Origin of the sequence: uncultured Sphingomonas sp., assembly GCF_964243315.1 — a bacterium.
Classification (GTDB): Bacteria; Pseudomonadota; Alphaproteobacteria; order Sphingomonadales; family Sphingomonadaceae; genus Sphingomonas.
Genome location: NZ_CAXTEM010000073.1, coordinates 1 through 11,580 on the forward strand (window position 1 = coordinate 1; position 11,580 = coordinate 11,580).

Consider the following 11,580-nt stretch of genomic DNA (forward strand, 5'->3'; position numbering starts at 1 on the left):
CCGCACCACCGACAAGAATTGGGAGCTGATGGCGCAGGGCGGCGGCAACATCGTCGCGGGGATGATCGGCGGCCTGCCCGTGACCTCAGTTATCGTGCGTTCGTCCGCCAACGTCGATTCGGGCGCGGAGAGCAAGCTGTCGACGATCCTGCACGGCTTCTGGCTGCTGCTCAGCGTCGCGTTGATCCCGGCTGTGCTCAACCTAATCCCGCTGTCGGCGCTCGCCGCGGTGCTGATCGCGACCGGGTACAAGCTCACCAAGCCGAAGCTGTTCACCGACCGCTACAAGCAAGGCTGGACCCAGTTCGCGCCGTTCGTCGTGACGGTCGCCGCGATCCTGTTCACCGACCTGCTCGAGGGCATCGTGATCGGGCTGGTGGTTGGCTTCATCTTCGTCATCGCGCGTAACTTCCGCCCCGCGATCACCTTCGCATGCGACGATGGCGACTGCCTGATACGCGCGCGTCGCAACCTCTACTTCATCCACAAGTACGAGCTGCAGAAGTCGCTGATGCGGGTGCCGGACGAAGCCAATCTGCTGATCGATCTGTCCTCGACCAATTATGTCGACCTCGACAATGTCGACATCATAAACGCGTTCATCAAAGGCGCGCAGTATCGCGGCATCAAGGTGCTCGTCCGCGGCGACATCGCCGGCAAGCGCGCGCAGCTGATCAACGCCCCATCCACCGAGGTACGCTACGCATGAGGCAGTACAAGCAGCTCCTGCTCGCCAACAAGGCTTGGGCGGCCGAGCTAACCGACGAGAATCCCGACTTCTTCAGCCGCCAGGCCGTGGGTCAGAAGCCCGAGTTTCTGTGGATCGGCTGTTCGGACAGCCGGGTGAATCCCGAACAGATGACGATGACTCAGCCGGGTGGCATGTTCATCCACCGCAACATCGCCAACCTGGTCAACCACGACGACCTCAACCTGATGTCGGTCCTGCAATATGCGGTCGACGTGCTCGGCGTGCGCCACATCGTCGTCTGCGGCCATCATGGCTGCGGCGGGATCAAGGCGACGCTGCAGGGCGGCACCGAGGGACCGGTCGACCGCTGGCTCGACACCGCGCGCCAAGTGCTGTCCGAACATGCCGAAGAGATCGAGTCGCAGCGCGACGACGATGCCAAGGTCAACCGCCTGGTCGAGGTCAACGTCCGCGATCAGCTCGTCCGCCTCGCCCGCACCGACACCGTCCAGCGCGCCTTCGCTCGCGATCAGGAGCTGTGGCTCCACGGCTGGGTCTATGACATCCGCGACGGCCACATCAAACCGCTGATGGAGATCGATAGCACTACAACGCTCGACGAGGTCGGCCGGCCGGAGAAGGTGCTGATCTAAGCGTCCGTTTGGAAACGCGTTGTGGCGCGTTTCGCGGTGCCGGCCCGCTCCCCCCGCCCCGCCTCCCACTCGGTATCCTGATGGAGGTCGGGAGGAGGAGCGGGCCGACACCGCTTGCAAAACTCGCTCTTTCGCGAGTTTTCAAGCAGCCTCAGGCGCGCCTGGCACCGTCCACTTGTGTCGATAGCATCGGCAGCCGGGGGCGGGTTTAAGCCCGGCCCAAAGCCGAGAAGTGCCAGAGGGTCTGTAAGCCGGGTTCTGTCCATCCCCTTGCGGGGACTGGGCGACCATTCCTCTAGGACGACGCTCGCGCGCCGCCTCAAGCAACCAACCCGGGCGACGAGCTGCAACGAGCCCCGGGGCGTGAGCCCCATGCCGCCCCTATTCGGTCTTGCTCCCGGTGGGGTTTGCCGTGCCGCCCCTGTTACCAGGCGCGCGGTGCGCTCTTGCCGCACCCTTTCACCGTGACGCTGCCGAAGCATTGGACCCAGGCCTGAGCCGAAGTCACACGTCGTCTGCTCTCTGTGGCACTTTCCCTGGGGTCGCCCCCGCCGGGCGTTACCCGGCACCGTTGTTACGTGGAGCCCGGACTTTCCTCGGCATGCTTTCGCATGACGCGGTCGCCCGACCCTCTGGCAGGGCGGCCTTAGGTGCAAAACGCCGCGTCGGCAACGTCGCCGACGCGGCGTCCTCGTCCGCGCCTATTTGGCAGCGGCCGGAGCGACTCCCACGCTGGCGGCGGGCGCCACCACCGCTACCGGTGCTGGAACCGCCATCGCGCTTGGTGCACCGCTAACGAAGCTCACCGGCACGTCCTCGTCGATGAACGCGGTCACCGGCGCGCCGAGCGGGATGTTGGCGCTCGTCCCGGTCACGAAGAACCCCGCGATCGGCAGCACCGCGATCGCGCCGACGACGCCTGCAGTTCCCGTGGTGCCCTTGTCGTCGAGCTGCCCCGACATCCGGATCTGACGTCCATTGGCGCGAACATAGAGCACCCGCCCGTTGATCCGGCCCGATTTGCCCCACATGCCCTTGTTGCGCACTTCGGTGACTTCGCCGGTCGCCGGGCTGCCGATCGGGATCACGGTCATTCCGCCAATGGTGATCGGCTCGGCGGTCTCGAGCTGGAAACGCTGCCCCACCTTCAGCTTCTTGCCGTTGGTGGTGAGCGCTTCGGCCATCCGCAACGGCACGCTGGTGCCCGCACGCAGCACACCGGTGTCGCCCGCGCCGGCAGCGATCGGCGTGGCGACCATCGCGGCCGGCTGAACGACGGCCTGCGCCGCCGCACCGGACGCAACGAAAAACGACGCGCTCGCGAGCGCGCAACATATGACTTTCATGAACAATCCCCCCGTCGGCAACCACCCTGTTGGTCGCCTTGCGGACAATGAGCCTGTTCTTCTAGATTCGGTCAAGTCAAAGATGCGCGAGCATTGCCGTTTACCACATCATCGGGGTACGCCTGCTTCCGGCGCAAGCATAGCAACGGCGAGCGTCTGATCTTCTAGAAGTCGCAGACTGTACGAATCACCCGATTGTCGACGACACAGCGATTAATCATCGTCGCCCTGCGGCTTCGGCAATAGCAGCGCCAGCAAGATCATGCGGCATTCGGCGTCGACTTCACCGTCGATCAGTTCCGGGCGGAACCGCCGCTGAAACGCCATGATCGCTGCCATCGGCTCGATTACCTCGTAACCGAAGCGTTCGAGTGCGAGCAGGAAGCCGCCCTCGGTCCACATCGGGTCCATCAGGTTGCGGGTCGGGCGCGGCAGGGCGAGGCGGAGCTTGGCGAGTTTGCTCCACGGGAACAGCTCGCCCGGATCGCGCTTGCGGGTCGGCGCGATGTCCGAATGCCCGACGACGTTGCCGCGCGTAATCGCGTGGCGTTCCTTGATCGCGGCGACCAGGCGGATAACCGCGTCGATCTGGGGCCCGGCGAACGGGCGATAGCCGAATTCATGCCCCGGATTGACGATCTCGATCCCGACGCTCGCCGAATTGATATCGGTGGTGCCGCGCCAGTGTGAACGCCCGGCGTGCCAGGCACGCTTGTCCTCGGGAACCAGCCGCAGCACCGTGCCGTCCTCATCCACGACATAATGCGACGAGACCTTCGCCTCCGCATCGCACAGCCGCGCGATCGCCGAAGCGCTATCCTGCATGCCGGTATAATGGAGCACGATCATACTGATCGGCAGCGTCCGCTCGTCGAAGTTCGGCGAGGGCGTGTCGATGATCGTCATAGCCCACCCCTAGCCGACAAAGGTTCGCGGCGTACAGAGGTGAGAGAAGGAAGATCAGGCTGCGGCGCGTACCCGCTGCGCGTCGGCCAATTCGTAGAAGCCGCGGAAGAGCTTGCTCGGTTCGAACAGCCGGGTCTGGCCGATCACCGTCTCCCCCGCGCCCAGCACCAGCATGCCCCCCGGGCGAAGCGCTGTGGCGATCCGGTCGAACACCTCGATCTTGGTCGGTGTCGCGAGGTAGAGCAGCACATTGCGGCAGAGCACGACGTCGAACTGGCCCGGCGGCGCGCGATCCGCGACCATGTTGTGGCGACGGAACGCGACCGCCTTCACCAACTCGGGCTTCGCCACCCAATCGCTGCCGGCGGCATCGAACCAGCGCATCATCCGCCGGATCGGCAGGCCGCGCTGGATCTCGAACTGGGTGTAGCGCCCTGCCCGCGCCCGCGCGATCGCGGCCTCCGACACGTCGGTGGCGACGATCTCCGGCGAGGGCGCCTGGCGTTCCGCGAACAGCATCGCGAGCGATAGCGGTTCTTGCCCCGTCGAGCAGCCCGCGCACCAGATCCGCGCGCGCCGGCCCTCCGCCTCGGCGGCTTCAACCGCCTCGACGATCATGTCGAACACCGGGGCGTCGCGGAAAAACGAGCTTTCCTGATTGACGAGCGCGTCGACGATCTGGTCACCGATCATGGTATCATGCCCTTCGAGCAGGTGAGTGACGAGCCGGTCGAGCGTATCGAACCCCCGCTCGCGGAGGAGTGGCTTCAAGGCGGTATCGATGCGCCATGATCGATACGCTGCGACCTGCTGGCCGGTGCGCGCCTCGAGCAGCGCGCTGAGGACGTTGAGCGCGACCTGCGATACGCCCGGCAGGGTGCCGATCGGTTGATGCATCATGGCCGGCGTCTCGATGTCGCCATGCGACCGATCGCTTCGGGATCGAGGATCGCGTCGGCATTGCCCGCCGTTGCGACCGATCCGGGCATGCCCCAGATTACCGAACTCGCCTGATCCTGGACGACGACGCACCCGCCCGCCGCATGTACCAGCCCCGCGCCGTCGGCACCGTCGCGACCCATGCCGCTGAGGACAACCGCCAGCATGCGCGCGCCATAGATGTCGACCATCGACGTCAGCATCGAATCGACCGACGGCATGCAGCCGCTCGGCCGTGCCTCGTGGGTGAGACGGATCGCCGCGCTGCCATCGCCCAATGACACGCAGCGCATGTGCGCGTCGCCGGGGGCGACGATGATCCGGCCCGGTCGGATCCGCAGCCGGTCGACCGCCACTTCGGCGGGACGCCCGGCGATCACCGCAAGCTGCGCGGCGAAATAAGGCATGAACGATGCCGGCAGATGCTGGGTGACCAGGATCGGCAGCGTGAAGCTGGTCGGGATCGCCCGCAGCATCTGGCTCAGCGCGTGAATGCCGCCGGTCGAGGCGCCGATCGCGACGATATCGTAGCTGTCGCCGACCGGCCGAGGCCGCGCCGGCAGAGGCACGATCGTCGAAACGGGCGCCGTAGTCGCGGGAGCCGGGTTCACCAAGACGGCCGGCGGCGGCGTCGACCCGGTGAGGCGGCGCAGCTTGTCGATCAACGCTTCTGCGAACCGCGAGGATAGGTCGCCGGTGCCGGGCTTGACCAGCGTGTCCGCCGCTCCCAGCGCGAGCGCCTGCACCGTGTTGGCCGCACCCTCGGTAGCCGATGACGAGACGATCAACACGCGTGCGCCGCGCCCGGCGGCGATGATGTCGGGCAGCGCGGTGATGCCGTCGATGCCGGGCATCTGGATGTCGAGCAGGATGAACTCGACCCGCTCGATCGCCAGGAAATCCAGCGCGGCACGGACGTTGGCAACGGTGCGCGCGACGACGAAATCATCGTTGGCATCGATCATCCGCGCCATCACCGCGCGCGCGACCGCCGAATCATCGACGATCAGGACACGGGAATGATCGACACTGAGAACGGCGAGAGCGGAGTCGAAACTGGACATCGGGCCGACGGACGGCTCAGGCCATGCCGACGATTTGCAGCTTGGATTCCAGCGTGTCGCGATCGAACGGCTTCATGACATATTCGTCGGCGCCCGCTTCGATCGCGGCACGGATATAGGCCATGCCGTTCTCGGTCGTGCAGAACACCACCTTGGGACGCGTTGCGATGCTCGACTCGCGCAGCGCCCGCAGGAAATCCATCCCGCTCATCACCGGCATGTTCCAGTCGAGCAGGATGACGTCGGGCGCCTTCGCCAGGCAGGCGTCGAGTGCCTCGCGACCGTCGCAGGCCTCACTCACCTCGAAGTTCAGCGTTTCCAATATGTGCCGGGCGACCTTGCGGATCACTTTCGAATCGTCGACGACAAGACAGGTCTTCATGGATAGGCCTTTTCGAGCGGTAGCGCCGCCCTTCTTGTGGCAGCAAAGCGTAAGCGGCGGGTTAAGTGCCGGCGCGGAATGTGGATCAGGCAGCGAAGGCGTGTGCGGGGATCAGCGCCGCGAGGTCGATGATCAGCATCGGTTCGCCGCTGCGTTCGACGATGCCGGTGCCTGCCGCCGCCCAGCCATTGTCGAGTGCGAGCCCCGACGACAGCGGCAGCCGGTCGAACGGCGCGACGTCCTCGAGCGAATCGACCAGGATGGCATAATGATGCCCGTCGATGCGGGTGATCACCGCGCGGCGGCTATGGTCGGGGGTCGGTTCGATCCCCAGTGCGGTGCCGGTGTCGATCACCGTCACCACCCGGCTGCGCAGCGCGACCAGCCCGCGGACCGTGGTCTCCGCACGTGGCACCACGACGATCTCGGCGATATCGACGACCGATTCGACCTGTGCGGTCTCGATCGCGACGCCGCGTCCCGCGATATGAGCGATCAGGAACAATTCCATCAGCGGCCTCCCAGGCTGGCGGCGAGTGCGGCGATCAGCGCAGGTCGATCGTAGCGGTAGACGCTGCCATCGTCCTTCTGCCCCGCCCGCTCGCGACGCAGACGCACGACGGGCGTCTTGACCGCGTTGCCCGCGATCGGCGACCCATCCATCGCGAGTGCGACCGACGCGTTCTCGCCGTCGTGGAGGCCGGTGACGCAGCGATAGCCCGCAGCTTCCAGCGTCGGCTTGAGGAATGATTCCATCCACCCCGATCCGTCGCAATGCAGCAGGCACACCGGTTGCGCCGCGATCGGTGCGGCTTCGCCCGCAAACAGTGCATGCGCGTCGATCAGCTCGACCTGCTCATCGTCGATGATGACGACGCCTGCGATCGGTCCTGCCCCGGTCGCCGCGGCGATCTCGGTCGGCAGCGTGACGATCTCGATCGGTTCGGCGATCGCATAGGCGACCTCGATCTCGCCATCGGTCAGGCGCAGCACGGGCACATCGCGCCGGTCGTCGAGGTCCGCGGCGCAGTGCAGCGGCACGGTGCCGCCGCCGATGGTGAGGCGCAAACGCCCGCCCGACAGGCGGATCGCCGCGATCGGGACCGTCTCGACCCGGTCGATGACCGCGAGCGCCAGCGCACGGCGGCGACCGTCGAGATCGTCGAACAACAGCGCGGGAATGCCAGGCGCGGCCTCCGCAACGTCCGCCTCCGCCGCCTGTGCGATGCGGTTGAACCGCAGCCCCGCGGCGGCGGCGATGCCCGATCCGTCGAGCAGCAACATCGGCAGTCCGCTGTCGGGCAGCGTCTGTCCGGCATACAGTCCGGTTGCCATCACCAGCGGCGCCGCCGGCTTGACCACCAGTTCCTCGGTATCGAGCACCTCGTCGATCGCCAGTGCATAGTCCCCGTCGCGGGTCGAGATGATCGCGAGCGTCGTCGGCGCATGATCCGCCAGCCCGAGCAGCGCACCGAGCCGGACCAGCGGCAGCCGCCGGCCGCGAACCGCGACCACCGCGGTGTCGCCGACCATGTCGATGCGCACGGCCTCGCCGCGCACCCTGACGATCTCCTCGACCGATTGGCGCGGCAACGCGAATCGCTGGTCGGCGACCGCGACGACGATCGTCGAGATGATCGACAGGGTCAGCGGCACGTGGATGACGATGGTCAGCCCCTTGCCGGGCTGGTTGAGCAGGACGATGCGCCCGCCGATCTGTTCGATGTTGGCGCGGACCACGTCCATGCCCACGCCGCGTCCGGAGATCGCGGTCACGGTGTCGCGGCTCGACAGCCCGGCATGGAAGATCAGGTCGAGCCGACCCGCGGGATCCAGCGCCTGGATCTCGGTGTCCGACAGCAATCGTTGCTTTCGCGCCTTGGCGACCAGTCGTTCGGTGTCGATGCCGGCGCCGTCGTCGGCGACCTCGATAAGGATCTGGTTGCCCGATTGACGTGCCGACACGGTCAGCTTGCCGGTGATCGGCTTGCCGAGGCGCTTGCGGTCGGCGGGCGTCTCGATCCCGTGATCGACCGCGTTGCGAATGATGTGGACCAGCGGATCGCGCATCAGCTCGATCATTTCGCGGTCGAGTTCGACATCAGCGCCGTCGAGCGTCAGGCTTACCGCCTTGCCGACTTCGGCGGCGGTATCGCGCACCATCCGCGGCAGCGCGGAAAACAACGCCTCGATCTTCTGCATGCGCGTGCGGGTGACGGTGTCGCGCATCTCGGCGACCGTCAGCGACAGCCGCTCGAGCGACGCTTCGATGCGGGGATCGATCTGCTCGTCGCGCAGGCGGCGGGCAAGTTCGTTGCGCGCCAGCACCATTTCGGACATGCCGCTCATCATCCGGTCGAGCAGGTCGACGTTCAGCCGTACCGACCGCGCGTTGGTACGCTGGATCGTCGTCGGTGCGATCTGCGCGACGGGCACGGCGTCCTCCGCCAGCGCGGCGATCAGCAATTCCTCCGCCGAATCGTCCAGCGACCCGCCCGCGTCGATCGCCTCGACGATCTCGCCGATCCGATCGACCACCGCCAGCACTGCAGTCACCAGCGCTGTGTCCGGAGTGCGCTTGCCCTCGCGCACCGCGGCGAGCACGTCTTCCGCAGCATGGCTTAATAAAGCGAGGCGAGGCAGATCGAGAAAGCCGCAGCTGCCCTTCACGGTGTGCACGAAGCGGAAGATCGCATCGAGCCGCGCGCGATCCGCCGGATCCGCTTCCCACGCGACGATCTCGCCCGAAAGCGCTTCGAGCGTTTCGCGCGTCTCCGCGATGAATTCCTGAAGCAGGTCGTCCATGGGTCCCCGTCGATTTCGAGGACGGTCATGGCCGATGAAGGTTAAGGCCCAGTTTACCGCGCGTTGAACACCGCGCCGAACACCATGACGTTGTCGGCCGGCTCGCTGACCAGCACCGCCCCGCCGGCACCGGTCGCCAGCGTGTGCACCAGGTACGCCGCCGCCGCGCGCGGGGTCACCCCGCCCTCGCCTTCGCCACTCACCAACGTCGCGCGCAGCTCGGGATCGAGAATGATGCGCGGGCCCTCGATCTTGACGACGATCTCCAGCTGCCCGCCGGTCTCCTCGCCGCCGACATCGATCTTGCCGCCACGCACCAGCGCCTCGCTAGCGATCATCGCCAGGTTGAGCAGGACCTTGATCGCTGGCTTGGGTAGCGTCGCCGCCTCGACTACCCAGTTGAGCTCGGTCCGCTTGTTGTCGATCAGCAGCCCCTCGATCGCGGTCTTCGCCTCCCGCGCATCGACCTGTTCGCCGAAGCCGCCCGCCGCTCCGAAGGCGAGCCGGAAGAACTTCAGCTTGTTCGCCGACGCCCGTGCGCTCTCGCTGAGCAGGTCGAGCACCCGTTGACGCATCTCGGGATCGGTCTCGTCCGCGAGCAATTCGAGCCCGTTGTTGAGCGCGCCGACCGGCGAGAGAAGGTCGTGGCACAGTCGCGAGCACAACAGGCTCGCAAATTCGACCGGGCTGACAGTCATGGTGATCCCCTGGTTAATGCCGGTCTCTCTGACCGACGCGGGCGAGCCGTGCAACCCGCCTGGGTGCGGCGCCGATCAGGAAGTGCGCAGGGTCACCGGATCGAAGCGGCCATGGATCGCGCCTTCCGTGACCGCTCGCCACCCGCGAAGCTCGCCGCCTGCGACGATCAGCCAGATCGCGCCGTCCTTCGCCGCCGCCTCGGCATCGCAGGTCGACGGCACCGCCGAGCCCGAGGGGTGCGAATGGTAATGGCCGACGATGGCGGGCCCGCCCGCCCTGGCGGCCCGATGCGCGGCGAGCAGCGCGACCGGGTCGAGCTCGAACCGCCGCGCGGGCTGGGCCGCCACGTTGCGGCACGCCTCAGCTGCCTCGACGCGGGCGGCGGTGCCGAACAACAGGCCGCAGACTTCGCGGTCGGATGACTCAGCGGCGGCGGCCAGGATGTGCGCGACGACCGCGCTTGAAATGTCCAACACCATGCCCATTTCGGTAGAACATGAACCGGGGGGTTTCCATCATCGAAGCGACGATCGCGCCGGCGGCGGATGGCTGGCGCCTCGACCGCGCGCTCGCCGACGCCGCGCCGCGCTTGTCGCGCGAACGGCTGAAGGCGCTGATCTCGTCGGGCGCGGTGCTGCGCGGCGAGACGGCGGTGCGCGATCCGGCGAAGCGCGCTGCGGCGGGCGAGGTCTTTACGATCGCGGTCCCCGATCCGGTCCCGGCGCATAACGAGCCGCAGGACATCCCGCTGGTGGTCGCCTATGAGGACGAGCACCTGATCGTGATCGACAAGCCCGCAGGGCTGGTCGCGCACCCCGCGGCGGGCAATTTCGACGGCACGCTGGTCAATGCGCTGCTTCATCATTGCGGCGGATCGCTTTCGGGGATCGGTGGCGTCGCTCGGCCGGGCATCGTCCACCGCATCGACAAGGATACGTCGGGCCTGATGGTCGCGGCGAAGACCGATCGCGCGCACGAAGGCCTCGCCCGGCAGTTCCACGACCACAGCATCGATCGGCGCTATCGCGCGATCGTTGACGGCATACCCCGACCGGCTGCGGGCACGGTCGACGCGCCGCTCGCGCGCAGCCCGCAAAACCGCAAGAAGATCGCGATCGTCGCCGGCGGCAAACGCGCGGTGACGCACTTCTCGACCGTGCAGCCATTACGCGATGCGGCGTTGATCGAATGTCGCCTGGAAACCGGCCGGACCCATCAGGTTCGCGTACACATGGCGTCGATCGGCCATCCCTTGTTGGGCGACCCGGTCTATGGTAGAACAAAGGGTGGCCGCAAAGGGCTGCTGGAAACCCTAGGTTTCAGGCGGCAAGCCTTGCACGCGGCGCACCTGGGGTTCATCCATCCCGTCGATAGCAACGCTTTGTCGTTCCAAAGCGCAATGCCTGCCGACATGCAGGAACTGTTCAGTCAGCTTCACGTATAGGTAAGTCAGACGCGACGCGCTGCAATGCGGCACCCGCGCCCTCAGGAAAGGGAAGATCGATCATGGCAGCCCGCAGCAACGTCCCCGCGACGATCCCGACGCTCGGCAGCGAAGCTGGGCTGAACCGCTATCTGGCGGAGATCAAGAAATTCCCGATCCTGCAACCCGAGCAGGAATATATGCTCGCCAAGCGGTTCCAGGAACATGGCGACACCGATGCGGCGGCGCAGCTCGTCACCTCGCACCTTCGCCTCGTTGCGAAGATCGCGATGGGCTATCGCGGCTACGGCCTGCCGACGTCGGAGCTGATCTCCGAAGGCAACATCGGCCTGATGCAGGGCGTGAAGAAGTTCGAGCCCGATCGCGGCTTCCGCCTCGCCACCTACGCGATGTGGTGGATCCGCGCCTCGATCCAGGAATATATCCTGCGCTCGTGGAGCCTGGTGAAGATGGGCACCACCGCCGCGCAGAAGAAGCTGTTCTTCAACCTGCGCCGAATGAAGTCCAAGCTCGACGCGTTCGAGGACGGCGATCTGAAGCCCGAGGACGTCACCAAGATCGCGACCGATCTCGGCGTCGCCGAGCACGACGTGGTCAGCATGAACCGCCGCATGGCGATGGGCGGCGACACCTCGCTCAACGTGCCGATGC

The 11,580-nt window shown here is 66.5% G+C and carries 13 protein-coding genes and 1 other RNA gene; 4 read left to right on the forward strand and 10 right to left on the reverse strand.

Translation table 11 applies throughout. The features are described 5' to 3' along the window. Both ACFE77_RS14620 and ACFE77_RS14625 read left to right on the forward strand, forming a co-directional pair. Window positions 1–709: SulP family inorganic anion transporter (locus ACFE77_RS14620; RefSeq protein ID WP_375422382.1), on the forward strand; the 709-nt coding region annotated here is incomplete at its 5' end. Next, a complete protein-coding gene (locus ACFE77_RS14625; protein ID WP_375422383.1) occupies window positions 706–1,344 on the forward strand; it encodes a carbonic anhydrase in 639 nt (212 codons plus the stop codon). The genes ACFE77_RS14620 and ACFE77_RS14625, both read left to right, overlap by 4 nt. Before the next feature lie 231 nt (window positions 1,345–1,575). On the opposite strand, the gene rnpB is transcribed toward ACFE77_RS14625, so the two are convergent. The 10 genes from rnpB to ACFE77_RS14675 all read right to left on the reverse strand — a co-directional run bounded on the left by rnpB (window position 1,576) and on the right by ACFE77_RS14675 (window position 9,964). Further along, window positions 1,576–1,980: RNase P RNA component class A (gene rnpB / locus ACFE77_RS14630), an RNA gene on the reverse strand. A gap of 65 nt (window positions 1,981–2,045) precedes the next feature. Beyond that, a complete protein-coding gene (locus tag ACFE77_RS14635) occupies window positions 2,046–2,690 on the reverse strand; it encodes a hypothetical protein (RefSeq protein WP_375422384.1) in 645 nt (214 codons plus the stop codon). Window positions 2,691–2,903: 213 nt separating this feature from the next. Then, the gene (locus ACFE77_RS14640; RefSeq protein ID WP_375422385.1) at window positions 2,904–3,596 is read right to left on the reverse strand and encodes an N-acetylmuramoyl-L-alanine amidase; all 693 of its coding nucleotides are present in this window, start codon (window positions 3,594–3,596) and stop codon (window positions 2,904–2,906) included. 54 nt (window positions 3,597–3,650) lie between these two features. Then, window positions 3,651–4,496, reverse strand: a complete 846-nt coding sequence (locus ACFE77_RS14645) for a CheR family methyltransferase (RefSeq protein ID WP_375422386.1) — start codon at window positions 4,494–4,496, stop codon at window positions 3,651–3,653. Further along, complete coding sequence (locus ACFE77_RS14650; protein WP_375422387.1) at window positions 4,493–5,599, reverse strand: chemotaxis protein CheB; 1,107 nt, start codon at window positions 5,597–5,599, stop codon at window positions 4,493–4,495. The genes ACFE77_RS14645 and ACFE77_RS14650 overlap by 4 nt, the downstream gene beginning before the upstream one ends. 16 nt (window positions 5,600–5,615) lie before the next feature. Beyond that, entirely contained in the window at window positions 5,616–5,981 is a 366-nt protein-coding gene (locus tag ACFE77_RS14655) for a response regulator (RefSeq protein WP_375422388.1), read from the reverse strand. Between the two features lie 85 nt (window positions 5,982–6,066). Beyond that, complete coding sequence (locus ACFE77_RS14660; RefSeq protein ID WP_375422389.1) at window positions 6,067–6,492, reverse strand: chemotaxis protein CheW; 426 nt, start codon at window positions 6,490–6,492, stop codon at window positions 6,067–6,069. Beyond that, window positions 6,492–8,786, reverse strand: coding sequence for a chemotaxis protein CheA (locus ACFE77_RS14665; protein WP_375422390.1), 2,295 nt, complete (start codon window positions 8,784–8,786; stop codon window positions 6,492–6,494). Before ACFE77_RS14665 ends, ACFE77_RS14660 begins: the two co-directional genes overlap by 1 nt. Window positions 8,787–8,839: 53 nt before the next feature. Further along, on the reverse strand, window positions 8,840–9,484 hold the full coding sequence (locus ACFE77_RS14670; RefSeq protein ID WP_375422391.1) for a histidine phosphotransferase family protein: 645 nt from the start codon (window positions 9,482–9,484) through the stop codon (window positions 8,840–8,842). Window positions 9,485–9,559: 75 nt separating this feature from the next. Then, window positions 9,560–9,964: a Mov34/MPN/PAD-1 family protein gene (locus ACFE77_RS14675; protein WP_375422392.1), complete on the reverse strand. Its 405-nt coding sequence runs from the start codon at window positions 9,962–9,964 to the stop codon at window positions 9,560–9,562. A gap of 17 nt (window positions 9,965–9,981) precedes the next feature. Between ACFE77_RS14675 and ACFE77_RS14680 the strand changes: the two genes are divergently transcribed. Both ACFE77_RS14680 and ACFE77_RS14685 read left to right on the forward strand, forming a co-directional pair. Beyond that, window positions 9,982–10,929, forward strand: a complete 948-nt coding sequence (locus tag ACFE77_RS14680; protein WP_375422393.1) for an RluA family pseudouridine synthase — start codon at window positions 9,982–9,984, stop codon at window positions 10,927–10,929. Between the two features lie 62 nt (window positions 10,930–10,991). Continuing rightward, the coding region (locus ACFE77_RS14685; RefSeq protein WP_375422394.1) for an RNA polymerase factor sigma-32 at window positions 10,992–11,580 on the forward strand (589 nt) is incomplete at its 3' end.

Bases quoted from the DNA above. Each gene is read 5' to 3' on its own strand.
- ACFE77_RS14625 (WP_375422383.1), top strand. From the start codon at position 706: ATGAGGCAGTACAAGCAGCTCCTGCTCGCCAACAAGGCTTGGGCGGCC.
- ACFE77_RS14635 (WP_375422384.1), bottom strand. From the start codon at position 2,690: ATGAAAGTCATATGTTGCGCGCTCGCGAGCGCGTCGTTTTTCGTTGCG.
- ACFE77_RS14640 (WP_375422385.1), bottom strand. From the start codon at position 3,596: ATGACGATCATCGACACGCCCTCGCCGAACTTCGACGAGCGGACGCTG.
- ACFE77_RS14645 (WP_375422386.1), bottom strand. From the start codon at position 4,496: ATGATGCATCAACCGATCGGCACCCTGCCGGGCGTATCGCAGGTCGCG.
- ACFE77_RS14650 (WP_375422387.1), bottom strand. From the start codon at position 5,599: ATGTCCAGTTTCGACTCCGCTCTCGCCGTTCTCAGTGTCGATCATTCC.
- ACFE77_RS14655 (WP_375422388.1), bottom strand. From the start codon at position 5,981: ATGAAGACCTGTCTTGTCGTCGACGATTCGAAAGTGATCCGCAAGGTC.
- ACFE77_RS14660 (WP_375422389.1), bottom strand. From the start codon at position 6,492: ATGGAATTGTTCCTGATCGCTCATATCGCGGGACGCGGCGTCGCGATC.
- ACFE77_RS14665 (WP_375422390.1), bottom strand. From the start codon at position 8,786: ATGGACGACCTGCTTCAGGAATTCATCGCGGAGACGCGCGAAACGCTC.
- ACFE77_RS14670 (WP_375422391.1), bottom strand. From the start codon at position 9,484: ATGACTGTCAGCCCGGTCGAATTTGCGAGCCTGTTGTGCTCGCGACTG.
- ACFE77_RS14675 (WP_375422392.1), bottom strand. From the start codon at position 9,964: ATGGTGTTGGACATTTCAAGCGCGGTCGTCGCGCACATCCTGGCCGCC.
- ACFE77_RS14680 (WP_375422393.1), top strand. From the start codon at position 9,982: ATGAACCGGGGGGTTTCCATCATCGAAGCGACGATCGCGCCGGCGGCG.